This is a genomic window from Micromonospora sp. NPDC047644, assembly GCF_040704315.1.
Lineage (GTDB): Bacteria > Actinomycetota > Actinomycetes > Mycobacteriales > Micromonosporaceae > Micromonospora.
This window is the reverse complement of record NZ_JBEYSY010000012.1, coordinates 42,709-68,925: the sequence shown is the minus strand read 5'-3', so window position 1 is coordinate 68,925 and position 26,217 is coordinate 42,709. Positions and strand designations below refer to the sequence as shown.

Here is a 26,217-nt window from a genome sequence, read left to right as displayed (position 1 = left end):
AGCGGTTTCGAGGAGGGGCGCGACCCGCAGTCGGTCGGGCGTTTCGACGTACCCGAGCAGGTGCCCGGGCCGGACGCGGAGCCGGCGCGGCGCAATGGACATCGACCGACCCCGACCGCGCCGCCGACCCCGACCGCGCCGCCGACCCCGACCGCGCCGCCGACCTCGGCCGCGCCGCCGGCCCCGGCTCCGACTGACGGCATCGACGGCGGGTTGGCCGGCGGCACCGAGCCGGCGGTGTCGGACCGGCCCGGGGACCACTGGGACCGCAAGGTCGCGAACGGGCTGGCGTTCCTGCGCCGGCGGCTCTCCGGTGAGTACGAGGTCGACGAGTTCGGGTTCGACTCGGAGTTGACCGACGCGGTCTTCCACCCGCTGCTGCGGGTGCTCTACCGCGACTGGTTCCGCACCGAGGTCAGCGGGGTGGAGCACGTGCCGGTGGACGGGCCCGCCCTGGTGGTCGGCAACCACTCCGGGACGGTGGCCCTGGACGCCCTGATCCTCTCGGCGGCGCTGCACGACAAGCATCCCGCCCACCGCTACCTGCGGCTGCTCGGTGCCGACCTGGTCTTCCGGATGCCGGTGGTCTCCGAGTTGGCCCGCAAGACCGGCGGCACCGTGGCCTGCAACCCGGACGCCGAGCGGCTGCTCGGCGGCGGCGATCTGGTCGGTGTGTTCCCCGAGGGCTTCAAGGGCATCGGCAAGCTCTACGCCGACCGGTACAAGCTGCAACGGTTCGGGCGGGGCGGGTTCGTCTCGGCGGCGTTGCGTACCGGCACCCCGATCGTGCCCGTCGCCATCGTCGGCGGCGAGGAGATCTACCCGATGCTCGCCGACATCAAGCCCCTGGCGCGGCTGCTGAAGCTGCCCTACTTCCCGATCACGCCGACGTTCCCGCTGCTCGGCCCGCTGGGGATGGTGCCGCTACCCAGCAAGTGGCTGATCGAGTTCTGCGCGCCGATTCCCACCGCCCACCTGACCGACTCGGCGGACGACCCGCTGGTGGTCTTCAACCTCGCCGACCAGGTGCGGGAGACCATCCAGCAGACCCTGCACACGCTGTTGGAGCGACGGCCCGACCCGTTCGGCCCCTGAGCCAGCCGGCGTGACGTCAGCCGGCTCGGCGGCGGCGCTGGAGGGCCAGGCCGGCGGTGACCGCGCCCGCGACCAGCCCGGCGGCGGCGGTCGACGGCACGGCGATCTTGACAGCTCGGCGACCGTTGCGGAAGTCCCGCACCTCCCAGCCGTGCCGGCGGGCCTGCCGCAGCAGGGTGCCGTCCGGGTTGACGGCCACCGCCCGGCCCACCGCGCGGAGCAGCGGCAGGTCGTTCGCCGAGTCGCTGTAGGCCGCGCAGCGGGACAGGTCGAGCCCTTCGACGGCGGCGAGCTGGGTGACCGCCTCAGCCTTGGCCGGACCGTGCATCAGGTCACCCACCAACCGTCCGGTGTACGCCCCGTCCAACACCTCGGCAACGGTGCCGATGGCACCGGTCAGGCCGAGCCGGGCGGCGATCACCCGGCCGATCTCGACGGGGGCGGCGCTGACCAACCAGACCCGCTGGCCGGCGTCCAGGTGACGCTGGGCGAGCTGGTGGGTGCCGGCCCAGATCCGGGGGGCCATCATCTCGTCGAAGATCTCCTCGGCGAGGTGTTCGACCTCGTTGACGCGCCAGCCCTGGACAAAGGCCAATGCGGCCTCCTTGGCCAGTGACATGTCACCCGCGTGCTCCCGGGCCAGCAGCCGGAAGCGGAGCTGTTGCCAGGCGAATCGGGCCAGGTCGGCGGTCGTCACGTAGTTTCGGGAGGCGAGCCCACGGGCGAACCAGTAGATCGAGGCGCCCTGCATCATCGTGTTGTCCACGTCGAAGAACGCCGCGGCGCTCGGATCGGGTGCGCTGACCGGGGCCAGGTCGGTCTCCGCCCAGGCTGCGGTGTGCCCCTCGGCGTCGGTGCTGACCGTCACCTTACGGCTGCGCGCCACGCGAATCCCTTTCTCACCGGTACGACGGATGCTCTCCAGCGAGCGTATCCGCCGTAGACGGGCGACCGGCCGGGCACACAGCGAACTGTGGCGCGGCCGGTCGGTCGTGCGGTATGGGAGTGCAGGTCAGCGGGCCCCGGGGCAGGTGTCCGGGTTCGGCCCGAGGGCGTCGCTGGCGGTCGGTGCCGGCAGGCCGCAGGCGATCGCCGCGCGCAGGTCGTCCGAGCGTTCCCGGATGCTGTCCAGCAGCACCAGCGACCGCTGGGTCCGTTCCCGGTCGACCCGGGTGCTCCCGTCGAGCAGGCCGCGTACGGCCCGGCGCTGGCTCGACACGAAGGTGTTGAGAGTGTCCAGGCTGCCGGGCTCGGCCCGTTGCACGGCGGCGGAGGTCAGCAGGCGAACTCCCTGCCGGCTGTCGGCGTCCATGTCGTCGAGGACCGCGCTGAAGCCGATCCGGTCGCCGCGCAGCTTGGCGGCTTCGCCGACTCTGGTCCGGGCGAAGTCCAGGAAGAGTTGGCCTCTGCTGATGTCGGAGCTGGCCAGGGCGAGCTGTGCCCGTTCGGTGGAGCGCTTCATGCCGTACAGCGCGTCACCGGGCAGCGCGTTCTCGCTGGCGGCGGAGATCCCGGAGACGGCGATGGCCCCGGCGGCGATGCCGACCAGGATCGCGCCCCGGGCTCGGGCCCGTCGTGCGGTGACCGCCGGCAGCAGCCGCCCGCGGGTGGTCGTGGCGGTCGGTTCGCTGACCGCCGCCGGTGTGCTGCCCAGCCCTTCCCGCTCGGCGGTGGCGAGCAGCATCGCCCGCAGGCCGGTACGGAAGTCCTGGTCCACCTCGACAGCCGGGGGGTCGACGCTGAGTCGCTGACCCACTGCGACGAGCGGCGCCAGTTGGCCGTCCACCTGGGATCGCACGTGGTGTCGTCGAGCGCCGTTGGCCTCGTCGAGAAGCTGCGCGAAGCGCTCCGCGCGCCGGCGGGAGAAGAGGGTGTTGTCCACCGCAGGCACCTCCTCTCGCTGGTCACGGCCGGTCGGCCGCCGTCGTTGCCAGCGACCGGGCGGCAGTGTGACACCACGGAGGTGAGGTGCCGCCGGCGTACCGGTCGGACCTCGGTGCCCCGGGCCTGCCGGGACATCCACCGGTCGCACCCGGAGAAACGCGGCGGACCGGGCACGGGTTACGGGCCTGGCGGAGCGGAAATTACAGAAAGTGATGGTCATCACCGGGCGGGACCGACTCTGAGCTGCGCGGACGTTGATCGGCGTCCGTCGGTCCCGCCGTAACAAACTACGGCTGGAAGCCGTCGGGCAGCAGCCGGGCCAGGGCGCGGACGGCGCGGTACTGGAGGGCCTTGATGGCTCCCTCGTTCTTGCCCATCGCGCGGGCCGTCTCGGCGACCGAGAAGCCCTGGAGGAAGCGGAGCACGATGCACTCCTGCTGCTCCGGGTTGAGCTGCTTCACGGCGGAGAGGAGCGCGACGTTGGTGATGTGCTCCACCACCGCTGCCTCCGGGCTGCCCTCCGGGCCCCGGTCCTCCCGGTCGGCGTCGAGCACGTCGCCGGTGGTGACCTCCAGCCGGTACCGGCCCGACTTGAAGTGGTCCGCGACGAGGTTACGGGCGATCGTCACCAGCCAGGCGCCGAGGTCGCGGCCCTGCCAGGTGAAGCTGCCGATCCGCTTGAGCGCGCGCAGGAAGGTGTCCGAGGTGAGGTCCTCGGCGAGTTGCCGGTTGCCGACCCGGAAGTAGACGAACCGGAAGACGGTGTCCACATAGCGGTCGTAGATCAGACCGAACGCCTCGGACTCGCCGGCCTGGGCCCGCTCGATCAGCGTCCAGACCTCGGTCGCCGGGTCGGACGGGTCCGGGCGGCTCGGGAAACCGGTCGGGGTGGTCGCGGTGGTGGCCGGCACCGCCGGGATCACCGCTGTCTCGCCCGCCGCCGGGTCGGTGGTGACCGTCGGTGTGTCGTTTACCCGACGACCCTGCACGGGCATCGTGGGTCGCGGCGGTACGGCGACCCGGCCGCCGGCCGGCTTCGCGTTTCCGCCGGGCACCGCGGGTCGCGGCGGTGGCTCGTTGTGGTGTGACCGGCTGCGGATCCGCTGCGTCGCGCCGTCACCCCGCACGCCGCCGCCGTGCTGTTCGTCGGACGGGGCACGGGCCGCCGGCCGCTCGTTGACGTGGGAGCGGGCGGGTTGACCGGTCAGGCCGACCGGACGTTCCGCGTATCCGAAGGTGGTCATCGCGTCGCCCCCGTCCCGTCGGTCGCCGGGCGGGCCGGTCTGGGTCTCGTCGGGGCGGACCGGCCGGGTGACCGGTCGGGCAGGACGGTCACGGGAGTTGCCGACGCGCGGCAAGTCCCGTGGAGGTGCTGGTCCAATGCGCTCACAGGCACGGGGGCCTCCTCGGGCTGAGGGGTGTCGACTCACGGCAAATGGGGTGAGCCGACCCGAGTGATGATAGGGCCAACGTCACCCGCGCGTGGCAAGTCCGTTACACAAGGCGGAAGTATTTCCCGCTCCGTCGCACCGGTGGCGGACCGGTTGTCCGTCGTGTGCGATTGACTTTCCGTCGGCTCGGTGTTCCAGGGTGGATCCCCAGGTCGGAGGCGCTCCGCCCGTTCGGCTGGCCCGCCGTGTCGGCCGGCCGGACGAGGGTGGCCGAACTGCCCTTGGTCAGCGTCGCACGTCCCATCGACAGGACCCGATCGGATCGCCGGTGGCACACCGGACAGTCCCGTACATGGGACTGTCGCGGTGTCGTCCTCCGGGCGTGGCGCACCACCGTCGGGCGTGGCCCGCCGAGGCCCGTTGTGCCAGACTCGATCACCGTGCAGGACGCCTCGGAAAGCCCCGCGCCGAACCTCGCCGACCGGGTCCGCCGGGCGGCCCTCGACAGCGCCGACCGGCCCGCGCTGCACTGGCGTCACCACACCCTGAGCTGGTCCGAACTGGACACCGCGGTGGACGCCGCCGCCCGCGGCCTGTCCGCCGCCGCGCCACCCACCGATCCCGGCGGTACGCCGCCACGCGTCGCCATCGCGCTGCCCAACACACCGGACTTCGTGATCGCCTGGCTCGGCGCCCTGCGCGCCGGGCTGGTCGCCGTGCCGGTCAACCCCGGCCTCACCGCCCCGGAGCTACGGCACGTGCTCGCCGACTCCGGCGCGTCGGTGCTCATCGCCACCGACCACGTTCGAGGCCTGGTCGCCGACGTGGCCGCCGACCTGCCCGCGCTCGCCTCGGTGCACGGCACGCCACCGACCGCCGACCCGCCCGGACCGGCACCCCGCCCGCGACGCGGCGGCCCCGATCTGGCTGTCCTGCTCTACACCTCCGGCACCGAGGGGCGACCCAAGGGGGCGATGCTCTCGCACCAGGCCCTGCTCGCCAACCACGAACAGGTCGCCGGGATCGCGCCGCCGGTGGTCGGGCCGACCGACACCGTCCTCCTGGCGTTGCCGTTGTTCCACGCGTACGGGCTCAACTCGGGGCTCGGCGCGGTCGTGCACCACGGCGCGACGGGTGTGCTGCTCGACGAGCCAGGCCCGACGGCGGGGCTGGACGAGGTCGCACGGCACCGGGTCAGCGTGCTGGTCGGCGTACCGTCGATGTTCCTGACCTGGGCCGGCGCGGCCACGGCCCGCGCGGCGACCGCGTCGGTGCGGGTGGCGGTCTGCGGCGCGGCACCGCTCGAACCGGCTGTCGCGGCGCGCTTCACCGAGGTCACCGGCCATCAGGTCCACATCGGGTACGGCCTCACCGAGACCGCGCCGGTGCTCACCTCCACCCTGGTCGGCGGCGTGGCCAAGCCGGGTTCGATCGGCCGGCCGCTGCCCGGGGTGCGGCTACGCCTGGTCGGTGCCGACGGGGCGGACCTGTGGCGGGACGGACTGGCCGTCCTCGACGACGACCCCGACGAGCTGGACATCTCCGACGTGGCTCCGGGCACCGACCCGGGGCAGATAGTGGTGTCCGGTCCGAACCTCTTCACCGGCTACTGGCCCGACGGTCGGGGCGGCCCGGACGCCGACGGTTGGTGGGGCACCGGTGACATCGCGTACGCCGACGAGGACGGCGACCTCTTCCTGGTCGACCGGCTCGGTGAGTTGATCCTGGTCAACGGGTTCAACGTCTACCCGCACGAGGTCGAGCTGGTGCTCGCCGGGCACCCCGGGGTGGTCGAGTCGGCGGTACTGGGTGTGCCGCACCCGCGGACCGGCGAGACTGTGCGGGCGTACGTGGTGCCGGCGCGGGGCCGACCGGTGACCAGCGAGGAGCTGCTCGCCCACTGCGCACGGAACCTGGCCCGGTTCAAGTGCCCGACCACCGTCGAGTTCGTCGACGCCCTGCCGCACTCGGCGATCGGCAAGGTACGCAAGACCCAACTCCGGTCGGCCCCGCCGACCGACCGCACGGAGGTAACCGATGGCCACTGACGCCCGACTCGCCCTGATCACCCGTCCCGGCTGCCACCTGTGCGACGACGCCAAGGCGGCGCTCGACCGGGTGGTCGCGGTCACCGGCGACAAGTGGGTCGAGTGGGACGTCACCGCCGACGAGGGGCTGGAGCGGGAGTACGGGGACCGGCTGCCGGTGGTCATGCTCGACGGCAAGGAGCACGGCTACTGGCGGGTCGAGGAGGACCGGCTGCTGCGGGACCTGACCACGCCGCAGCTCTGACGGATGCCTATGGTGCTCCGATGACCTCTGCGCGCCCGCACCTCGTCTGGGACTGGAACGGCACCCTGCTCAACGACCTCAGCCTGGTGGTGTCCGCCACCAACGTCGTGTTCGCGAGCCTGGGTGGGCCGACTGTCACGTCCGACGAGCACCGGGTGCGGTTCCGCAGGCCGATCGCCGAGTACTACGCCGACGTGCTCGGGCAGGCAGTGGACGACGACGAGTTCGGTCGACTGGACAAGATCTTCCACGACGCGTACCGCACCGGGTTGACCACCTGTGAGCTGGCCGCCGACGCGCGCGCCGCGATGGCCGCCTGGCCGGGCACCCAGAGCCTGCTCTCCATGTGGTTCCACGAGGAGCTGGTCCCGACCGTGCACACGTACGGTCTGACCAGCCACTTCACCCGCGTCGACGGGCTGCGGGCCACGGTCGGCGGCGGCCCCAAGGCCGAGTCGCTGAAGCTGCACCTCGCCGAACTGGGCGTCGACGGCGCCTCGGTGGTGCTGATCGGCGACTCCATCGACGACGCCGACGCGGCGCTCGCGGTCGGCGGCCGTGCCGTGCTCTACACCGGCGGGTTCACCGACCCGGGTCGGCTGCGCGCCTCCGGTCACCCGGTCGCCGACACCCTCACCGACGCGGTGGCCCTGGCCCGGGAGGTCAGTTCCGCAGATAGGTGAGGACGGCCAGCACCCGCCGGTGTTGTTCGGTGTCCGGTGGCAGGGTGAGCTTGGTGAAGATGTTGCGCACGTGCTTCTCCACCGCGCCGTCGCTGACCACCAGGGCGCGCGCGATCGCGGTGTTCGAACGCCCCTCGGCCATCAGCGCGAGCACCTCGCGCTCGCGGGGGGTCAGCTCCCGCAGCGGGTCGTCGCGGCGGCGTCGGGCGAAGAGCTGACCGACCACCTCCGGGTCGAGCACCGTGCCGCCGCCCGCCACCCGGCGCAGCGCGTCCAGGAACTCGTCGATCGCGGCCACCCGGTCCTTGAGCAGGTAGCCGATCCCGCCGCCGGCGCCGCCGGTGGTCGCGAGCAGATCATCGGCGTACGAGACCTCGACGTACTGGGAGAGCACCAGGATCGGCGTACGCGGCACCAACCGGCGCGCCTCCACCGCAGCCCGCAGCCCCTCGTCGGTGTGCGACGGCGGCATCCGGACGTCGACGATCGACACGTCGGGCCGGTGCTCGACCACCGCCTCGACCAGGGCGTCACCGTCCCCGACCGCGGCCACCACCTGGTGCCCACTCTCGGTCAGCAGCCGGACCAGCCCCTCCCGGAGCAGGACGGCGTCGTCGGCGATCACGATGCGCATGGCTGTGTTGTCTACCACGTCACTCACCATCGCGGCGGCTCACCGCGACTTCGTGGTTCGCGAGTGCGGGGCTCGCAAACCCGGCTCACTCCTCGCGCTCACAGCGGCAGCTCGGCGCGGATCTCGGTCGGGCCACCGGTCGGGCTGACCACCATCAGCTCGCCACCCGCGGCCCGGACCCGGTCGGCGATGCCGGCCAAACCGTGACCCTTCGCCAGGTGCGCGCCGCCCTGCCCGTCATCGCCCACCCACACCTGCAGGTGGGAGCCTCGCCGGGTCACTGTCACGGTGGCCTCGGTGGCCCGGCTGTGCTTGGCGACGTTCGTCAGCGCCTCGGACACCACGAAGTACGCCGTGTTCTCCACCGCCGGGTCGAGCCGCCCGGCCGGGGTGCCGAGCTGCGGGTCCACCTGGAGCTCGATCGGGATCAGCCCGCGGCCGGCGATCGCGGCCAGGGCGCTGGGCAGGCCCCGGTCGACCAGGATCGGCGGGGCGATGCCCCGGGACAGCGCCCGCAACTCGGCAAGCGTGTCCCGGGTCTGGCTGACCGCTTCGTCGATGGTCTGGCCGGCCGCGTCCGGGTCCGAGGAGAGCTGCATCCGGGCTCGGCTGAGGTCCATCGCCAGCCGGACCAGGCGCTGCTGTGGTCCGTCGTGGATGTCCCGCTCCAACCGGCGCAGCGCGGATGCCTCGGCGGACACGGCGGCCCGCTTCTGCTCCTCCAACACGGTGATCCGGTCGCGCATCTCGGCCACCCCGGTCAGCATCGCCTTGGCGAAACTCGCCTGGAGCAGTGCGCAACCCCGCACCACGATCGGCAGGGTGATCAGGAAGAACACCCCGAGCGCGGTGTTCAGCCCGATCCGCGCGGTGGTCGAGTCGCCCAGGCCGAGCAGTTGCGCCAGATCCTGGTCACCCTCGCCGGACGGCTGGGGGATGGCCCAATCGTAGGCCCAGTAGAGGGAGCCGGCGATCGCGATGGCCCACCAGACCGTGGTCACCACGAAGCTGCCCACCGCCGCGATCAGCCGCAGGATGCCGTGCGCCAGGTCGAGCCACGACTGGGCGTCCCGGATCGGCACGAAGATCCGCTTCCAGGCGTTCGCGCCCGCCTCGGGCAGCCGGTAGTTCGGCCGGATCCGGGGCTGTCGGAGCACCGCGGCCATCCGCAGCCGCTCGATGTCGGCCAGGCCACGGGCGGCGTACAGGGTGCCGCTGAGGATCGGCAGGCCGATCACCGGGACGACCAGGCCGACGCCCACCGACAGGCCGACGACGAGCACGACGAAGCTGGCCAGCCCCAGGGGCAGGCCGAGCAGCACGTAGCCGGAGTCGACGAGGAGTTGGCGGGGGATGCTCGGTGCCAGCGGCGGTCGGGCGCTGGTGGCGGCAACGGTGGTCATGCTCAAAGGCTAGGCAGCCGGGGACCCCGCCCCCATCCCGAAACCCCGCCCATCCGCCGTAGTGCTACCCCCACCCCCGCCCGCCCCACCCCCCACCCTCCCCACCCCACCCCACCCCTCAACGGCGTCGATCTTGCAGTTTGTGTTGGTGAATTGCCCTTGAATGGGCGAGAAGTGAGAGCAGAAAGTGCAAGATCGCGAGGCGTGGCGGTAGGTCGGGGGCAGGGCCGGCGCGGGATTGGTCAGAGAAGTCGGGATTGAGCAATAATCGCCCGGGCGGTGAGCGGACCAGGCCGTTCAATCGATCTTGTGGAATGGAGGGGCTGGTGAGGTCGCGCCACGCAGCGACAAGATCGCGATTTGTGCACGTCTTCACAAGCGCCTACGCTGTGACTCCGACGCGCCCTGCTAGCACAGCCGGCAATCTCGGTCGCCAGCGGGAGTCCACAAACGGCCGACCAGCGGAGTTGGCCGAGGATCGCACCGCACGGAGTCTCATGAGTCAGCACCGTCACCCAGGCGCGCCCGGCCGCGCCGGTGCCGTACCGGCGCTCCCGGACCTGCCCGAGGCGACCGTCGCTCGGCTCCCGGAGTACCTGCGCGCGCTGCACAACCTCGCCGACACCGGGCACGAGACGGTCTCCAGCGAGGGGCTCTCCGCCGCCGCCGGGGTCAACTCCGCCAAGCTCCGCAAAGACCTCTCCCACCTCGGCTCGTACGGCACCCGGGGCGTCGGTTACGACGTGGCGCTGCTGATCGAGCAGATCGAGTATGTGCTCGGGCTCACCCAACGTCGGGCGGTCGCCCTGGTCGGCGTGGGTAATCTCGGTCACGCTCTGGCCGGCTACGACGGCTTCGCCAGCCGGGGTTTCCGGATCGCCGCACTGCTCGACGCCGATCGCTCGCGGGTCGGTGAGGAGATCAACGGCCTGGTGGTCCGGCATGTTGACGACCTGCCGGCGGTCGCCGCGGAGGAATCCCTCGCGATCGGCGTGATCGCCACCCCGGCCGCCGCCGCCCAGCAGGTCGCCGACCAACTGGTCGCCGTCGGCGTGACGAGCATCCTCAACTTCGCGCCGTGCGTACTCTCGGTTCCGGAGGGGGTCGACGTGCGCAAGGTCGACCTCGCCATCGAGCTGCAGATTCTGTCCTTCCACGAGCACCGCAAGGCGTCGCTGACCGCGCTGCCCGCCACCGGCGGGTCCGCTCTCACCGCCCTGCCGGGCGGGTTCGCGGCCACCGACACCCAGGAGGCGATCGGCACGTGAAACTGCTCGTCGTCGGCGCGTCCTACCGGACCGCCCCGGTCGCCACGCTGGAGCAGCTGGCCGTGCCCCCCGCCGACCTGACCCGCACACTGGACCGCCTGGTCGCCCAGCCGTACGTGGCCGAGGCGGTGATCGTCTCCACCTGCAACCGGGTGGAGGTCTACGCCGCCGTGTCCGGTTTCCACGGTGGGCTCGGCGACGTCTGCGCCGTGCTGGCCGAGCAGGCCGGCAGCTCGCCGACCGCGCTCGCCAGCCACCTGTACGTGCACTACGACACCGCGGCCGTGGACCACGTCTTCCGGGTCGCCACCGGGCTGGACTCGATGGTGGTGGGCGAGGCGCAGATCCTCGGCCAGCTGCGTGACGCGTACCACTGGGCCACCGGCGCCGACTCGGCCGGCCGCCTGCTGCACGAGCTGATGCAGCAGGCGTTGCGGGTCGGCAAACGGGCCCACGCCGAGACCGGCATCGACCGGGCCGGCCAGAGCGTCGTCACCGCCGCCCTGGAGCTGGCCGCCGGGCACCTCGACGGCGACCTTGTCGGCCACCCGGCCCTGGTGGTCGGCGCTGGTGCGATGGGTTCGCTCGGGGTGGCCACGCTGTCCCGGCTCGGCGCCGGGCCGCTCACCGTCAGCAACCGGGGCACCGACCGGGCCGTCCGGCTCGCCGAGTCGTACGGGGCGAGTGCCGCGCCGATGACCGAGCTGGCCGACACCCTCTCCACAGTGGACATCGTAGTGGCCGCCACCGCGTCCACCGAACCGGTCCTCACCCGCTCGGTGGTCACCGCGGCGCTGGCCGAACGCGACGCCTCCCGGGGCCCGCTGGTCCTGCTCGACCTCGCCGTTCCGCGCGATGTCGAGGAGGGCGTCGCCGAGCTGCCCGGCGTCGAGGTGATCGACATCGACCGGATGGCGGCGCTGCTGGCCGACGGTCCGGCGGCGGCCGACGCCGCAGCCGTCGAACGCATCGTCCTCGGCGAGGTGGAGGGCTTCCTCACCTGGCTGCGCGGCGCGGATGTGGCACCCACGGTGGCCGCGCTGCGCGGTCGGGCCGACGACGTGGTCACCGCCGAGCTGCGCCGACTGGCCCAGCGTCGCCCCGACCTCGGCGACGACCTGCGGGCCGAGGTGGCCCGCACGGTGCACCGGGTGGTGCAGCGGCTGCTGCACCAGCCCACCGTCAAGGTCCGCCAGTTGGCCGCCGAGCCCGGTGGCGACCAGTACGCGGCACTGCTGCGCGAGCTGTTCGACCTCGAGGTGCCGCAGACCTCGCCGGTGGACACCGTCCCGGACGTGCTGACCCCTGACCTCGGCGTGGCGCTCCCCGGCACCGACCTGTTGTCCGGAGCCGACGCCGCCGAGCCGACCCCACCCAGCGGAGGTGCGCGATGACCGCCCCCCTGCGCCTCGGCACCCGGGGCAGCGCCCTGGCGATGGCCCAGTCCGGCCAGGTCGCCGAGGCGCTGACCGTCGCCACCGGTCGCCCCGTCGAGCTGGTCGAGGTGGTCACCGCGGGCGACCGCTCCAACGCGCCGGTGCACCGCCTGGGCGTCGGGGTGTTCGTCTCCGCGCTGCGCGACGCGCTGACCGCCGGGACGATCGACTTCGCGGTGCACTCCTACAAGGATCTGCCCACGGCCGCCGCCGGTGGGCTGCACATCGCGGCGGTGCCGGCCCGGCAGGACCCGCGCGACGCGTTGGTGGCCCGCGACGGCCGAACGCTCGCCGAGTTGCCGCCCGGGGCCACAGTGGGCACGGGCGCGCTGCGTCGGATCGCCCAGTTGCACGCCCTCGGCCTGCAACTGGAGGTCACCCCGATCCGCGGCAACGTCGACACCCGCCTGGGGCGGGTGCTCGGCCCCGAGGCCGATCTCGACGCCGTCGTCCTGGCCCGGGCCGGTCTGGCCCGACTCGGCCGACTCGACGTGATCACCGAGTCGCTGGATCCGATGCTCATGCTGCCCGCTCCCGCTCAGGGCGCGTTGGCAGTGGAGTGCCGGGTCGACGACCGGGACCTGGTCGAGCTGCTCGCCGTGCTCGACCACGCACCGTCGCGTGCCGCGGTCACCGCGGAACGTGCGTTTCTGGCAACCCTGGAGGCCGGGTGCAGCGCACCCGTCGCCGCCTATGCCGAACTCGCCGAAGGCGAGACCGGCGATGAGATCTACCTGCGCGGGGCGGTGATCAGCCCGGACGGCACTCGTGACCTCCGGCTGTCCCGCACCGGAACGCCCGCCGACGCGGCGGAGATCGGTAAGGCACTCGCCGCCGAACTCCTCGACCTCGGCGCCGACTCGATCCTCGGCCACGAAGGACACACCGGCCCGGGGACCCAGCAATTTGGGAGCACAGAATGACCCGCACCCGTAAGCCCGTCGGCCGTATCGCGTTCGTCGGGGCTGGCCCCGGCGACCCGGGCCTGCTGACCCGTCGGGCCCACGACGCCCTGGTCGACGCCGACCAGGTGATCTACGACCGGGGAGTCCCGGAGTCGTTGCTCGCCGTCGTGCGCGCCGAGGCCTCTGACGATGCCGAGTTCACCCCGGCCGAGGGCGCGCCGGGGGACGTGGCGAAGGTGCTCATCTCCGCGGCCCGCTCCGGGCTGAACGCGGTGCACCTGGTCGCCGGCGACCCGTTCGGGCACGACTCGGTGGTGAAGGAGGTGCAGGCGGTGGCCCGCACCGCCGCCCACTTCGAGGTGGTGCCCGGCGTCGGCCAGGCCGAGGGTGTGGCCACCTACGCCGGGGTCCCGCTGCCGGGTGTGCGTACGGCAGCCGACGTCGAGGACGTCAGCGCGCTGGACTTCGAGGCGCTGGCCACGGCCGTCGGCCGGGGATCGCTCGCGCTCGCCGTGGACGCCGGTGACCTCGCCGCCGTCCGGGACGGGCTGCTCGCCGCCGGGGTCGACGGCACCACCGGCGTCGGGGTGACCGGCGACGGCACCGGCGAGACCCAGTACACGACCACGTCGACGGTGGACAGCTTCGTGGCCGCCGCGCTCGGCTTCACCGGCCGGGTGGTGCTCACCGTCGGTGTCGGCGTGGGGCAGCGCGACAAGCTGAGCTGGTGGGAGAACCGCCCGCTGTACGGCTGGAAGGTGCTCGTACCCCGGACCAAGGAGCAGGCCGGTGCGATGAGTGCCCGGCTGCGCGCGTACGGGGCCATCCCGTGCGAGGTGCCGACCATCGCGGTCGAACCGCCGCGTACCCCGGCCCAGATGGAGCGGGCGGTCAAGGGCCTGGTCGACGGCCGGTACGCCTGGGTGATCTTCACGTCGGTGAACGCGGTCCGCGCGGTCTGGGAGAAGTTCGCCGAGCACGGCCTCGACGCCCGGCACTTCGGCGGCGTCAAGATCGCCTGCATCGGTGAGGCCACCGCGGACTCCGTCCGCGCGTTCGGCATCCAGCCGGAGCTGATCCCCGCCGGGGAGCAGTCCTCGGAGGGCCTGCTGGCCGAGTTCTCGCCGCACGACGAGATCCTCGACCCGGTGGGCCGGGTGCTGCTGCCGCGCGCCGACATCGCCACCGAGACGCTCGCCGCCGGGCTCACCGAGCGCGGCTGGGAGGTCGACGACGTGACCGCGTACCGGACGGTGCGGGCCGCTCCGCCGCCCGCCGAGATCCGCGACGCGATCAAGTCGGGCGGGTTCGACGCGGTGCTCTTCACCTCGTCCTCGACCGTGCGCAACCTGGTCGGCATCGCCGGGAAGCCGCACGCCCGCACCGTTGTTGCCGTCATTGGGCCCAAGACGGCGGAGACCGCGACGGAGTTCGGCCTGCGCGTCGACGTCCAGCCGCCGCACGCCTCGGTGCCCGATCTGGTGGAGGCGCTTGCCGCCTACGCCGTCGAACTGCGGGAGAAGCTGGCCGCCATGCCGGCCAAGCAGCGCCGTGGCTCGAAGGTGCAGGGTCCGACCGCTCTGCGCTTCCGGTAGTCGTTCGAGGAGGGCCTGCCATGTCGTACCCCGAGATCCGACCCCGCCGGCTGCGCCGCAACCCGGCGGTCCGCCGGCTGGTGTCCGAGACCCGGGTCGACCCGGCCGACCTGATCCTGCCGATGTTCGTCAAGGAGGGGCTGACCGAGCCCCGCGCCATCGGGTCGCTCCCGGGGGTGCTCCAGCACTCCCGGGACTCGCTCCGCAAGGCGGCGGCCGAGGCGGTCCAGGCCGGTGTCGGCGGGATCATGCTCTTCGGCGTGCCGGAGCAGCGGGACCCGACCGGCTCCGGCGGCGTCGACCCGAACGGCATCCTCAACGTCGCCATCCGCGACGTGGTGGCCGAGGTGGGCGACGCCACAGTGGTGATGAGTGACCTGTGCCTCGACGAGTTCACCTCGCACGGGCACTGTGGGCTGCTCACCGGAGACGGTGAGGTCGACAACGACTCGACGCTGACCGCGTACGCCGAAATGGCGGTGGCCCAGGCCGCCGCCGGGGTCGGCATGGTCGGGCCGTCCGGGATGATGGACGGCCAGGTCGGCGTGGTACGCCGAGCCCTCGACGCCGCCGGCTACCAGGACGTCTCCGTGCTGGCGTACGCGGTGAAGTACGCCTCCGCCTTCTACGGCCCGTTCCGGGAGGCGGTGGAGTCGGCGCTGGAGGGCGACCGGCGCACCTACCAGCAGGACCCGGCCAATCTGCGGGAGTCGTTGCGCGAGGTCGCGTTGGACGTGGCCGAGGGTGCCGACCTGGTGATGGTCAAGCCGGCGCTGCCCTACCTCGACGTGGTGTCGGCGGTGCGGGCCGCGGTGGACGTTCCGGTCGCCGCCTACCAGGTCTCCGGGGAGTACGCGATGGTCGAGGCGGCCGCCGCTAACGGATGGATCGACCGCGAGCGGGTGATGCTGGAGACGCTCACCTCGATCAAGCGGGCCGGTGCGCAGGTCATCCTCACCTACTGGGCCGTCGAGGCCGCTGGTCTGCTCCGCCAGCGCTACTGAGCCAACCTCCCGGCACCCGGCCCGTGGCGCGTGGCGCGTGGCCGGATCGGCCAGCCTTGGCCGCGACGCCTCCGCGCCAGCCTTTGCTCTGCACCCGCCGATGCGACGGCTAGGTTCCGGCCCCATGGCCGCATGGCCGCATGGCCGCATGGCCGCACGGCCCTCGGCTGGGATAGCCGTTCGGCGGTAACAACCCCGCGCGCCAAGCTTTGCTCTGCACCCGCGGGTGCGACGGTCACGGTCCGCGACTGGTGCCTATGAGGGTGCAGAGCAAAGGGGCAATGTTTCGGAAGTGCTCCCTGCTCCTTGGGGGTGGAGGGGTACCGCTCAAGCTGCCGGTCGCGGTCGATCGCACCGGCACCGTCTCCGCGCGGTGACGAACGCCGGTTGTCCACAGGTGCCGTCGTTGTCCACAGGTCTGCCGGACGGGACTGCGAGGATCGGCGTGAGCCGGGACGGTGGCGGCATGGACGATTCAGTGACACCCCTGGAGGCCGGAGCGCCCGGCGTCGACAGTTGGATCCTCGACGACCCCGGCCCCGGCCCCCGCATCCCGCAGCGGAAAGTCATCCTCAGCGAGCCCTCCGACACCCCATGGCCAGTCGTTGGCATCTTCCGGGCGGTCCGTCGTCAGGCCGACCTGAGCCAACGTGAGCTGGCCAGGTGGGCTGGGGTGCACCACGCGACCATCGGCCGCATCGAGGCCGGTCGGACCGTCCCGAGCATTGAGCTGCTCCGCCGGACAGTCGGGGTCGTCGGATGTCGGCTGGCCGTCGTCGACGAGTTCGGCCGGGTGCTGAAGCCGATGCGGGACTGGGAAGACACACGCGATGGTGCCGGGCGTCGCTACCCGTCGCACCTGGACACCATCCTCGACCCCGAGCCGGGGGAGTGGTGGGCGGACATCTACGGGCTGGCCCGCCCACCCGAGACGTTCTACCGCAATCGGGAGGTCCGGGACGCGATGCGGCGGCGCAGCCAATGGGAGGTGCGGGTGGCCAAGCACCGCGGTGATCCGCCGCCGCCACAGCTCTGGCGGTACCGCTGAGGCGGGATGGGCGACGGCCCGCCGCCCCCGGATGGGGTTCGACGGGCCGTCGTCGACCGCATCCGCGATCAGTCGTCGTTGGTGATCGTTCCGGTCGCGAGCGGATCGGCCAGCCGCAGGCCGGGCACACCGGCCACCAGCAACGTCAACTTTTCGTCCGCCTCCCGCTTGCGGTCACCGCGCACCGAGACCGGGAACGCCAGCGATGTCTGCCCGGCGGCCAACACCTTGCAGCCGGCATACGGGTCGAAGTCCGACCCCGCCTGCGCCGTGAGGCCGACGGTCGCGGCGCAGAGCAGCACCGACTGGGACAGCGGTCGAGACACGGTCGCGGTGAAGGTGAGCTGCCGGGTGCCCTGATCGCCCTCCGTCACCGCCGAGTCGGCGACTGTCAACGACGCCCGGGACCGGAACCGCGCCACCTGCGGGTCGTGGTCACTGGAACCTCGCGACCCGTCACCGGCGAACTCCGCCGGCCAGTCGGCGTTGATGTGCGCCGCCCGCACCTGCACCAGGTCGTTGCGCAACGCGTCGTTGACGAACAGATGGTCGAGAGTCTGCGCCTGCCCCTCGAAGCTGTACGAGTAGGCCGAGGCCGGCACGTCCGCGACGAGGTCGTCCCAGAGGTTGCGCAGGCCCGCCTCGTAGAGCGGAGCGAGCTGGTCCGACGGCGTGGGCTGCTCTCCGGTCGCGATGGGATCGTCCGGGCGGGGGAAGACGTTCAGGTCCCCGCCGTAGACCACTCGGGCCCCCGGGTCGGCCGCCTCGATCGCGGTGACGATCGCCGCGCCGTAACGCGCCTGCTCACGCCGCTGCCCGACCCGGCTGTCCGGGCCGGAGGAGTAGTGGTTGCTGAGCGCGTACAGGGTGAACCGCTCCGACGAGCCGGGAGCGGCGGCCACCGTGAACTTCCCCAGCTGGGGAGCACGGGTGAAGACGTTGTTCCCGTCCTTGCCGGTGGAGGTGTCCACGTCCGCCGGCAGCACCGCGTTGAGGGCCTTCGGGTTCTGCACGTCGGCGTTGGTCGGCAGCCCCGCAGCCCGGTACTGCACCGTCGGTGTCGCCCCCAGCAGGGGGTCCGCCGCCGTCGCGGCCGCCGGCGACACCCGGTCCGTGCGGTACAGGAAGGCTGCGGTGATACCGCGAGCGTCCGCGCCGGTCCGGTCATAGGCGGCGGCGTACGCGGGCCCACCGGCCGCCGTCACCGCGAGCGCCAACTCCTGGATGCTGTCCGGAGCGCCATCGGCGTTGTTGGTCTCGCCGCAGCTCAGCGCCGCCCCCGAAACCGTGCAGATGTCCTGGTCCTCGGCCTCCTGCACCAGGATCAGGTCCGGTGCGTGCAGGTCCTTGACGATCTGATCGGCGAGAGCGGCCAGTTGCTCGCGGTACTCCGCCTCGCTGGCCGGGACGTAGTCGAACGGCGGGGAGACGCCCACACAGCCGGCGTTGCCGGCGAAGTCGCAGCCGTCGAACGGGTCGTCGCGGTAGTCGTACAGGTTCTCCACGTTGTAGGTGGCCACGGCCACCTCCTGCGACCGGTCGGCCGGCTTGGGCGGGTTGTTCGCCGACGGGTCGGCCCCGGCGGCGAACTCCGCCCGCTCGACCTGGACGCCGTACTTCTCGAACGAGTAGTAGACCCCGCCCACCGCGTCCGCCCGCAGCGTGTCGAAGGTGTGCGCCGGCGGGAGCAGCGCGGCGCTGTCCCCGGCGGTGGCCTTCACGCCCAAGCTGCCGAGCAACGTCCGCTGGCCGTTGCCGTCGTCGAAGCGGCGGGTCGGGTCGTTGTCCAGCGGGTGCGAATCACGGAAGACCCGCCGGGAGTACGGGTCGGCGCGGTCCAGCAGCGGGTCGTCGCGGTCGACCACCCACAGCTCCGCGTCGGCGGTGGAGGAGAAGACGTCCCGGCCGCTCACCGCGCCACTGCCCGCACGTACCCGCATCCGGGAGCCCTCGTGCCGCTCCCAGAAGCGCTGCGCGTCGGTCAGCACGGCCGGCGGCACCGCGTCGGCCACCGCCACCGCGGTGTCCACGGCCAGCCCACCCTGGATCACGCGGACCAGCGACGCGCCGGAGAGCTGGGTGAAGTTGTAGTACTCCGACACCCGGGCCCGCAGCACGACCTCGTCGCCGACCGTGGGCACGTAACCGCCGATCAGCGAGGTGAACGTACCCATGAACACGAAGATGCCGTCGGAACTGGTCGGATCGCCGTCGGTGTCACCAACGCGGCTCTGCAGGAAGAAGCCGTGCTGCTCCGCTCCGGCCGAGGTGCGGGCCAGGGTCAACTGGGTGATCACGCCGCGTACGTCGTACAGGCTGCTGCTCGTGCCGTTGCCGCTCGCCGGTGCGAGCGGTGACCGGTCGTTCGGACCGGACTCGGTGTCGGTGGTCGGACCCTGCACCTCGCCGACGGTCAGCTCCCGGGTCACCTGCACCGCCAGCGCGCAGCTCGCGGTGCCACCGCCCGCGTCGGTCGTGGTGAGGGTGACGGTGTACGCCCCGGCGGCGAGGTCGGCGCTCACGCCGACCGTGGCGCGGGCGGTGCCGCCCACCCCGTCGGCGGGGGTGAAGCCGGTACGGGTGATCGAGCCGGAGGTCGGGCTCGGGCTGATCGCGGTCACCGCCAGGTCGACGATCGTGTCGTCGGCGTCGGCGGCGGTCACCTCGCGGCTCGCGGCCGTCCCGGCGGCGGTGACCAGAGGCCCGCCGCAGGTCAGCGTGGCGGGCACGTCGACCGGGCCACCGCCGTCCACGGTGTGCGCGCCCAACCCGTCGAAGGTGTCGACGGGGAAGCCGGCCCACTGCGCTGCGGGGTCGAAGGCGTCCGACGGGTCGGTGTCACCGGCGGCCACATTCGCCAGCCGCCGCAGGGTGTTGTCTGCGGTGCTGGTCACGCCGGCGCCCCACTCGGTGCCCGGGTCGACGCCCACCTGGCCGATCGAGTCGAGCACCGTGGCGCCCCGGCGCAGCACTATCGCGTCGTCACCGTTGAAGAGGCTCGCCCCGGTGGTCTGATCAGCCTGGGCGAGGATGGCTGCTCCGGCCGAGGCGCTGGCGAACACGAACGCGTCAGCGGCCGCCACGCTGCCGGTCAGGGCGATCGTGGTGGCCGTGGTGGAACCGTTGAAGTAGAGCTGCAACTGGTAGCCACCGGCCGCCAGGTCGACGGCGGTGCCCGTGCCGTTGAACAGCTCGATCGCCTTGTTGTTCGACGAACCCTCGACGTACTCCGAGATGAACAGGTCGGTGGGCGCGGCGCTGGCCGCGGTGGGTGCGACGCCGAGCGCCGTGACGGTCACGGCGGCGGTGGCGGTCGCGAGCGCGGCGATTGAGCGGCGCGGGCGCATAGGGCCTCCACGATGGGCGGATGGGGGTCAACGCACGTTAAGGTGCGCGACTGTCCACCGTCCATCCTCTAATGGACAGTTTCGTGAATTCCTCAGCGCGGTGGATCGAGGCGGTGCACCAGCTCTGCGACGTCGACGCTGTATTCGCACCAGTCCCGGTCGGGGCGGTAGCCCAGCTCAGCGTTGACCTTCAGCATCGCCTCGTTGGCCTGCGCGTTCCAGGTCTGCACCTCGATCAGCTCCGGCTCGGCGGAGCGCAACTCCAGCAGCATCCGGGCCTTGATCGCCCGATCGATGCCGTAGCCCCGGTGATCCTGCGCCACGATCGTGTCGTACTGGTCGGCGCGGGTCGGGTGCTGCGCCGGCACCACCACCTCGGTCAGCCCGGCCACCTCGCCGCTCTGCTCGTGCCGGGCGAGCATGATGTACGGCTTCATGCCCCGCCGGTGCAGCGTGTCGAGGCTGTCGCGCAGTCGCTCCGGGTCGTAGGAGCTGGGGCGCAGCTCACCGTCGTCGACGTCGCGCACCTCGGCCTTGGCCCGCGCGTACGCCTCGATCAGGTCGTCCGGCGGCCCGCCGGGGAAGAACTCCAACTGGTAGCCCGCCCCGATGCCGGTGGCCATCTCGGCCAGCTCGGCCCAGTCCACCGCCGTCAGATCGAGCACGCTGCGCGTCTCCACGTACTCCCGGGTGAAGCCGAGCGACTCGTAGAACCCGACCGCCGGTGTGTCGCCGACAACCTCGACCCCGATCGACCGGAAGCCCTCCTGGTAGACCCGGCGCGCAGCACGCAGCACCAGGTCACGGCCGAGGCCGGTGCGCCGCGCGGACGGGTGCACCAACACTTCGAGCACACCGATGTCACCCAGAAGGAGGACGTGCACCTGGCCGATCACAGCGCCCGTGTCGCCCGGGGCGGTCGGCTCGGCCTGGGCGATCCAGGAGATCCGCCGCTCGCCGGGCATCACCTCGGCGAGGTACTCCCGCAGTGAAGCCTCCCGCCAGGGCGGATCCTGCGGCAGGTCGGCCGCCAGGACCGCGTTCAGCGTGGCCAACAGCGACGCGATCTCGGCGGACGACGCGGTCCTGGGGTCCCACTCGCGCACCATCACCCGTCTAGCTTGCCGCTAACAGAGGCCCGGGGGAAGTGTCCAGTTCTCCAACGTATCGAGACGATCACTTCACGAGCGACTGGCCCGTCCGTACCGGTTCGCGGTGTCGTAGACGTCCTGGGCGTACCGCCGTACGTCGTTGTAGGAGAGGATCGCGTTCCACCAGTCGCCCGCGATGCTCAGGTTCCGGCCGCCCTTGCAGAGGTAGTTCCCCGCCGCCAGCGCCGCGTCGTCCAGGTCGTGCGGGTCCTTGACGCCGTCGTTGTCCGCGTCCGCGCCGATCTCCTGCCAGGTGGTCGGAATGAACTGCATCGGCCCGATGGCGCGGTCGAGGGTCGAGTTCCCGTCGAGCGCCCCACGGTCGGTGTCGATGATCCGCATTCGGCCGTCCTTGCCGTCCAGCGGCAGCCCGAAGATGTTGGGTACCGCCTTGCCGTCCTGCCCCAACCGCGCGCCGTTGGTCGACCCGTGATCCGATTCGACCTTTCCGATCGCGGCCAGCGTGGTCCAGCTCAGCGCACAGCTGCGGTTGGTCTGGGCGAGCACCAGCTCGGCGTAGCCGTACGCCTGCATGGCTACCGCCGGGACACCGACCTTGACGCCGACCTGCTGCGCCCAGCCGGCCAGGGCGTCCGACGGTCGACCACCGATCACCGACCCGGTCGGCAGCCCGTTGCCGGGCAACCCACCGGAGGGCAGCGGCAGGGTCGGCAGCGGCCCGGTCGGTAGCGGCCCGGTCGGCAGCGGACTGGTCGGCAGGCCGGACGGCATCCCGGGCGCTGCCACCCCGCTCGGCGCGGCCGAGGCGTCGACCGCGACCGGGCGTGGTGCGCGGATCGTGGCCGGTACGAGCAGTGCGCCCGCCGCAGCCGTCGCCGCCACCAGCGCCAGCAGGAAGACACCGGGCAGGGTCAGCCGACCACTCGGCCGGCGCGCCCAGGCTCGGGTGGCCTGGGTCGCTGCGGCTGCTGCCCGACGGGGCGGCAGCCGTACCGCGTGCGCGAACTGCACCCGCCGTCGGCGGGCCGGGTTGGACACCGGCACGACCGGGATCTCATCCACAGAGGTCTTCGCCGGATCCGCGGCACCGGTCGTCGCGTCGTCGGCGGGCGCGTCGGCGCTCGACACGCCGGCCGCCTTCGACGAGGCCGGGCCACTGGCGCTGCCGTCCGCCTCTGCCGCGTCGGCCTTCGCGGTGTCGGCTTTCGCGGTGTCGGTCTTACCCGTCTCGGCCTTGCCGGTCTCGGCCTTGGCTGCCGCGGCCGGGGGGCCGGCTGCGGGGCCTGCGGTCGGGACAGATTCGGCCGGGACCTTCGGGCCGGTGGCGCGCGGGTCCGGTTCGGACCCGGCGGATTCGGCTGCGGAGGACTTCTCCGCTGGCGGGACCGGCGTGGCGGCTGGCGGCGTGGTGGTCGCTGGCGTGCTCGGCGCGTCGGCGGAACGCCCGCTCAGCCAGGGGCGGCGAGGCCGGGGCACCTTGCGCGCCAGGTCGGGCGCGGCCCCGGAGCCTTCGAGCGGCCCGTCCAGCGGCGCGGCCGGTCGTAACGGTTGCACACGCGTGTCGTCCTCGCCGTCCACCACCTGTCGAGTATCACCCATGCTCCGCGAACCGTCAGATCCACGTACCCTGGGTGGCATGCCCCGGTACGAGTTCCGCTGCCGCGCCTGCGGCGACACCTTCGAGGTCAACCGTTCGATGGCGGCGGCCGGTGAGCCGGCCAGCTGCCCTCAGGGACACGCCGACACGGTCAAGCTTCTTTCCGCGGTCGCGGTCACCGGTCGCAGTGGTGGTGCCCCGGCACCCGCCGCTGGTGGTGGGGGTGGCTGCTGCGGCGGCGGCTGCGGCTGCTGATCGGGTCAATTCGCCGCCGCCTGGTGGGCCAGCCTTGCCGGGAGCGGGTCCGAGTGGCACGTTGAGGCGGCACTTGCCCGGCCGTTCTCACGATGTGTGATCGTTCGGACTCAGGCAGCATGAACCCGACGTCACGGGCGGAGGTTCCTCGCATGTCGCCACGGATCCAGCTCCCGAGCGGTTGGGTGACCTTCGTATTCACCGATATCGAGGGCTCCACACGGCTGGCTCAGCTGCTCGGCCCGGACTACCGCCCGGTGCTCGCCGAGCATCGGCGGCTGCTGCGCCGCACGCTGGCCAGCACCGGTGGCGCGGAGCTGCTGACCGAGGGCGATTCGTTCTTCCTGGCCTTCGAGGAAGCTTCCGCGGCGATGACCGCGTGCCTGACCGCTCAGCGGGCACTGTCCAGCCACGACTGGCCCACCCCCGAGGCCGCGCCCCGGGTGCGGATGGGCCTGCACACCGGCTATGCCGAGCCACGCGACGGCGAGTACGCCAGCCCCGAGGTGCACCGGGCCGCCCGGGTGGCGGCCGCCGCGCACGGCGGGCAGGTGCTCTGCACGGCGTCCACCGCCCGTCGGGCCGAGCCGATGCCGCCGGGTGCGACCCTGCTCGACCTGGGGCTGCACCGGCTACGCGGCTTCGACGACCGCGAACGGCTGTTCCAACTGGTCGCACCGGGTCTGGAGCGACAGTTCCCCCGGCCCCGCACCGCCGACGCGGTGGCGCACAACCTGCCCACCCAGGTCACCTCGTTCGTCGGCCGGCAGGCCGAGCGCATCGAGCTGAGCCTGCTGGTGCGGCAGAACCGCCTGGTCACCGTGCTGGGCGCTGGCGGCGCTGGCAAGACCCGGCTCGCGGTGGAGTTGGCCAGCGGAGTTGTCGAGGCGTACCCGGACGGGGTCTGGTTCGTCGACATCGCCTCGGTGACCGACCCGGGGTTGGTGGCGTTCGCCATCGCCGCCGTGCTCGGCCTGCGTCCCGAGCCCGGTCGGCCGATGCTGGACACCCTCGTCGAGTACGCGGCCGGCCGTCGGATGCTGGTCGTGCTGGACACCTGTGACACCCAACCGGCCGCCTGCGCCGAGGTGATCGCGCGGCTACTGTCCGGTGGCAGCGGCGTACGGGTGCTGGCCACCAGCCGCGAGTCGTTCAGCCTGCCCGGCGAGGTGGTGTGGCGGATTCCGCCGCTCTCGGTCGACCCGCGCGCGGACGGCGCGGAGAGTGACGCGGTGGCGCTGCTGCTGGACCGTACGGCGGCGGCGCGTGGTGGTCGGCAGCCGGACCCGGCCGAGTCCGCCGACCTGCGTCGGGTCGTGCAGCGGTTGGACGGCCTGCCGCTCGCCATCGAGCTGGCCGCCGCCCGGCTGCGGGTGCTCTCGGTCGGTCAGCTCGCCGAGCGCCTGGACGACGTCCTCGGCACCTTGGACGCCGGCCGGGAGGACCCGGATCCGCCACCGGTGGAACGGGGCTGGTCCGGCAACCAGCAGGACACCGTCGACCTGGTCGCCGCGGCGGCCGGGGCGTCGCCGCCCACCCCGGCGAGCCGGGCGGTGCAGCGCTCGGCCACCGAACGGCATCTGACCATGCAGGCCACCGTCACCTGGTCCTACCGGACGCTGGGGCCCCGGGCCGCCCGTCTGCTGCGGTGGCTGGCGGTCTTCGCCGGCCCGGTGGATCTGGCAACGGTGGAGTGGCTGCTGGGTGACGATCCGCTGGACCCGCTCTCGGTCCTGGTGGACAAGTCGATGGTGTTGGCCGAGCCGCGTGCCGCCGGCAGCACCTACCGGATGCTCGACCCCATCCGGGCGTACGCGGCGCGACGGCTGGCCGAGGCGGGCGAGGAGCAGGCCGCCCGGGATCGGCACGTGGCCTGGTCGGCTCACGCGTTGGACCGGGCCCACCTGGGCCAGGACGGCCGGCCGGTGACGCTGTCGCTGTACGCCCTCGATCCACTGGCCGGGGAGCTGCGCGCCGCGCTGCGGTGGTGCGCCACCGGTGGCAGCGCCCGTGCCGGTCTCGGCCTGGCGGGTGGGCTGGACCAGTGGTGGCTGGAGCGGGGCCTGGCCCGCGAGGGGCGGCTGTGGCTGTTCCGGCTGTACGGACGGATCGCGGAGACGGGAGAGCGGATCCCCGAGGCGGAGCTGGCGGCGGCGTACCACATGCATTCGCTGCATGCCAGCGCCGACGGCGAGTTCGCCGAGGAACTGCGCTACTCCCAGCGGGCGGAGGCTGCGGCCCGGCAGGCCGGCGATGCCGGGTTGCTGGCACGGGTGCTCGCCGGCAGGGCCGCGCCGCTGGTCGACATGGGGCAGTTCGTCGAGGCCGAACGGGTGTGCCGGGAGGTCATCGACTGGGCGCACGGGCAGGACGTGGTCGGCGAGGCTCTGTTCGCGGTCTTCAGCCTGGCCGAGCTGCTCTGGCGACGGGGTGCCCTGGAGGAGGCCGCGGAGCTGCTGGGCGCGGTGCGTCCGGTGGAGGCCGCCCGGCCCGTGGAGCGGGGCCGGCGTTCGGTGGACATGCTGCTCGGCATGGTCGCGCTGGCCCGCGGCGACGTGATCGCCGCACACGAGCATCTGCTGGTGGCGCTGCGCTCCCGGATGGGTCACGGCTATCACGGGCGGGCGTGCGACACCTTGAACGCGGTAGCGGTGCGTTGCGCGATCGGCGGGGAGCGGTTGACCGCCGCCCGCCTGTTCGGGGCGGCGCAGGCCACCCGGGCGAGCATGCGGGCCACCCCCGGCATCTTCGGCGGTTACTGGGCCGAGCAGCAGGGGGAGTTGCGCGCGGTGCTGGGCGACACGGCCTTCGACGACGCGTACGGCGAGGGTGCGGAGCTGGGGCTGGACGAGGCCGCAGCGCTGGCACTCGACGTGGAACACCCGGACCTGGCGGCGGACTCGACCCGCTTCAGCACCGGCCTGTCCCAACCAGCCCCCCGCCGTCCCGCCGACCCCGACCGCCACCCCGCCACCCGAACCGAACGCGCCTAACCCCGCCCAGCCCCGCCCCGCCCCTGCCCCGCGCCCCGCCCCGCCCCGGCCCCGCGCGCCCGCCCCACGCCGCCCCGTCCCGTGCCCCGCGCCCCGCCCCGGCCCCGCGCCCCGCCCGCCGATCTTGCACTTTCTGTTGCGAAATACCGGTGCTAAAGCGGCAAATCGACAACCGAAAGTGCAAGATCGCGTGGCAGGGCAGGGCAGGGCGGGGCGGGGCAGGGCGGGGCGGGGCGCGGGGGGCGGGGCACGGGGCGGGGGGAACGGGGCGTGGG

Annotated in this window: 20 protein-coding genes; 12 read left to right on the top strand and 8 right to left on the bottom strand. The window is 72.8% G+C overall.

The window, feature by feature from the left end; translation table 11 throughout:
• Positions 1-213 precede the first annotated feature (213 nt).
• Positions 214-1,095 carry a lysophospholipid acyltransferase family protein gene (locus tag AB0877_RS20610; protein WP_366610974.1) on the top strand — a complete coding sequence of 294 codons (882 nt, stop codon included), beginning with the start codon at positions 214-216 and terminating at the stop codon, positions 1,093-1,095.
• A gap of 16 nt (positions 1,096-1,111) precedes the next feature.
• Here AB0877_RS20610 and AB0877_RS20605 read toward each other — a convergent pair whose 3' ends face one another.
• The 3 genes from AB0877_RS20605 to AB0877_RS20595 form a co-directional block, all read right to left on the bottom strand.
• Positions 1,112-1,981 (bottom strand): HAD-IB family hydrolase, encoded by an 870-nt coding sequence (locus AB0877_RS20605; protein ID WP_366610701.1) that lies wholly within the window; start codon positions 1,979-1,981, stop codon positions 1,112-1,114.
• A gap of 126 nt (positions 1,982-2,107) precedes the next feature.
• Positions 2,108-2,977, bottom strand: coding sequence for a DUF5667 domain-containing protein (locus tag AB0877_RS20600; protein ID WP_366610699.1), 870 nt, complete (start codon positions 2,975-2,977; stop codon positions 2,108-2,110).
• Positions 2,978-3,266: 289 nt separating this feature from the next.
• The gene (locus AB0877_RS20595) at positions 3,267-4,223 is read right to left on the bottom strand and encodes an ECF subfamily RNA polymerase sigma factor, BldN family (protein WP_366610698.1); all 957 of its coding nucleotides are present in this window, start codon (positions 4,221-4,223) and stop codon (positions 3,267-3,269) included.
• Between the two features lie 587 nt (positions 4,224-4,810).
• Here AB0877_RS20595 and AB0877_RS20590 point away from each other — a divergent pair.
• From AB0877_RS20590 to AB0877_RS20580, 3 genes are read left to right on the top strand one after another with little or no spacing between them, the layout of a single operon-like run.
• Positions 4,811-6,418 (top strand): AMP-binding protein, encoded by a 1,608-nt coding sequence (locus AB0877_RS20590; protein WP_366610697.1) that lies wholly within the window; start codon positions 4,811-4,813, stop codon positions 6,416-6,418.
• Positions 6,408-6,662, top strand: coding sequence for a glutaredoxin family protein (locus AB0877_RS20585; RefSeq protein ID WP_357356194.1), 255 nt, complete (start codon positions 6,408-6,410; stop codon positions 6,660-6,662). Before AB0877_RS20590 ends, AB0877_RS20585 begins: the two co-directional genes overlap by 11 nt.
• Before the next feature lie 20 nt (positions 6,663-6,682).
• A complete protein-coding gene (locus AB0877_RS20580; RefSeq protein ID WP_366610695.1) occupies positions 6,683-7,345 on the top strand; it encodes an HAD hydrolase-like protein in 663 nt (220 codons plus the stop codon).
• On the opposite strand, the gene AB0877_RS20575 is transcribed toward AB0877_RS20580, so the two are convergent.
• Together AB0877_RS20575 and AB0877_RS20570 are read right to left on the bottom strand one after the other, a co-directional pair.
• Positions 7,326-7,979 carry a response regulator transcription factor gene (locus tag AB0877_RS20575; protein WP_030329744.1) on the bottom strand — a complete coding sequence of 218 codons (654 nt, stop codon included), beginning with the start codon at positions 7,977-7,979 and terminating at the stop codon, positions 7,326-7,328. The genes AB0877_RS20580 and AB0877_RS20575 overlap by 20 nt on opposite strands.
• 98 nt (positions 7,980-8,077) lie before the next feature.
• Positions 8,078-9,382, bottom strand: a complete 1,305-nt coding sequence (locus AB0877_RS20570; RefSeq protein ID WP_366610694.1) for a sensor histidine kinase — start codon at positions 9,380-9,382, stop codon at positions 8,078-8,080.
• A gap of 497 nt (positions 9,383-9,879) precedes the next feature.
• Here AB0877_RS20570 and AB0877_RS20565 point away from each other — a divergent pair, with 497 nt between their 5' ends.
• From AB0877_RS20565 to AB0877_RS20540, 6 genes are all read left to right on the top strand, one after another.
• Positions 9,880-10,650, top strand: a complete 771-nt coding sequence (locus AB0877_RS20565; RefSeq protein ID WP_366610693.1) for a redox-sensing transcriptional repressor Rex — start codon at positions 9,880-9,882, stop codon at positions 10,648-10,650.
• Positions 10,647-12,044, top strand: a complete 1,398-nt coding sequence (locus AB0877_RS20560; protein ID WP_366610691.1) for a glutamyl-tRNA reductase — start codon at positions 10,647-10,649, stop codon at positions 12,042-12,044. Before AB0877_RS20565 ends, AB0877_RS20560 begins: the two co-directional genes overlap by 4 nt.
• On the top strand, positions 12,041-13,009 hold the full coding sequence (gene hemC, locus AB0877_RS20555) for a hydroxymethylbilane synthase (RefSeq protein ID WP_366610690.1): 969 nt from the start codon (positions 12,041-12,043) through the stop codon (positions 13,007-13,009). The genes AB0877_RS20560 and hemC overlap by 4 nt, the downstream gene beginning before the upstream one ends.
• Positions 13,006-14,586 carry a uroporphyrinogen-III synthase gene (locus tag AB0877_RS20550; RefSeq protein ID WP_366610689.1) on the top strand — a complete coding sequence of 527 codons (1,581 nt, stop codon included), beginning with the start codon at positions 13,006-13,008 and terminating at the stop codon, positions 14,584-14,586. Before hemC ends, AB0877_RS20550 begins: the two co-directional genes overlap by 4 nt.
• Positions 14,587-14,606: 20 nt before the next feature.
• Positions 14,607-15,590 carry a porphobilinogen synthase gene (hemB, locus tag AB0877_RS20545; RefSeq protein ID WP_366610688.1) on the top strand — a complete coding sequence of 328 codons (984 nt, stop codon included), beginning with the start codon at positions 14,607-14,609 and terminating at the stop codon, positions 15,588-15,590.
• Positions 15,591-16,056: 466 nt separating this feature from the next.
• Positions 16,057-16,638, top strand: a complete 582-nt coding sequence (locus AB0877_RS20540; RefSeq protein ID WP_366610686.1) for a helix-turn-helix domain-containing protein — start codon at positions 16,057-16,059, stop codon at positions 16,636-16,638.
• Positions 16,639-16,706: 68 nt separating this feature from the next.
• Here AB0877_RS20540 and AB0877_RS20535 read toward each other — a convergent pair whose 3' ends face one another.
• The 3 genes from AB0877_RS20535 to AB0877_RS20525 form a co-directional block, all read right to left on the bottom strand.
• On the bottom strand, positions 16,707-19,985 hold the full coding sequence (locus tag AB0877_RS20535; RefSeq protein ID WP_366610684.1) for a lamin tail domain-containing protein: 3,279 nt from the start codon (positions 19,983-19,985) through the stop codon (positions 16,707-16,709).
• Between the two features lie 92 nt (positions 19,986-20,077).
• The gene (locus AB0877_RS20530; RefSeq protein ID WP_366610972.1) at positions 20,078-21,094 is read right to left on the bottom strand and encodes a GNAT family N-acetyltransferase; all 1,017 of its coding nucleotides are present in this window, start codon (positions 21,092-21,094) and stop codon (positions 20,078-20,080) included.
• A 72-nt stretch (positions 21,095-21,166) separates the two neighbouring features.
• Complete coding sequence (locus tag AB0877_RS20525) at positions 21,167-22,696, bottom strand: lytic murein transglycosylase (protein ID WP_366610682.1); 1,530 nt, start codon at positions 22,694-22,696, stop codon at positions 21,167-21,169.
• A 37-nt stretch (positions 22,697-22,733) separates the two neighbouring features.
• Here AB0877_RS20525 and AB0877_RS20520 point away from each other — a divergent pair, with 37 nt between their 5' ends.
• Entirely contained in the window at positions 22,734-22,949 is a 216-nt protein-coding gene (locus AB0877_RS20520; RefSeq protein ID WP_366610681.1) for a zinc ribbon domain-containing protein, read from the top strand.
• A gap of 152 nt (positions 22,950-23,101) precedes the next feature.
• Positions 23,102-25,942, top strand: coding sequence for an NB-ARC domain-containing protein (locus AB0877_RS20515; RefSeq protein ID WP_366610679.1), 2,841 nt, complete (start codon positions 23,102-23,104; stop codon positions 25,940-25,942).
• Positions 25,943-26,217: the final 275 nt, after the last annotated feature.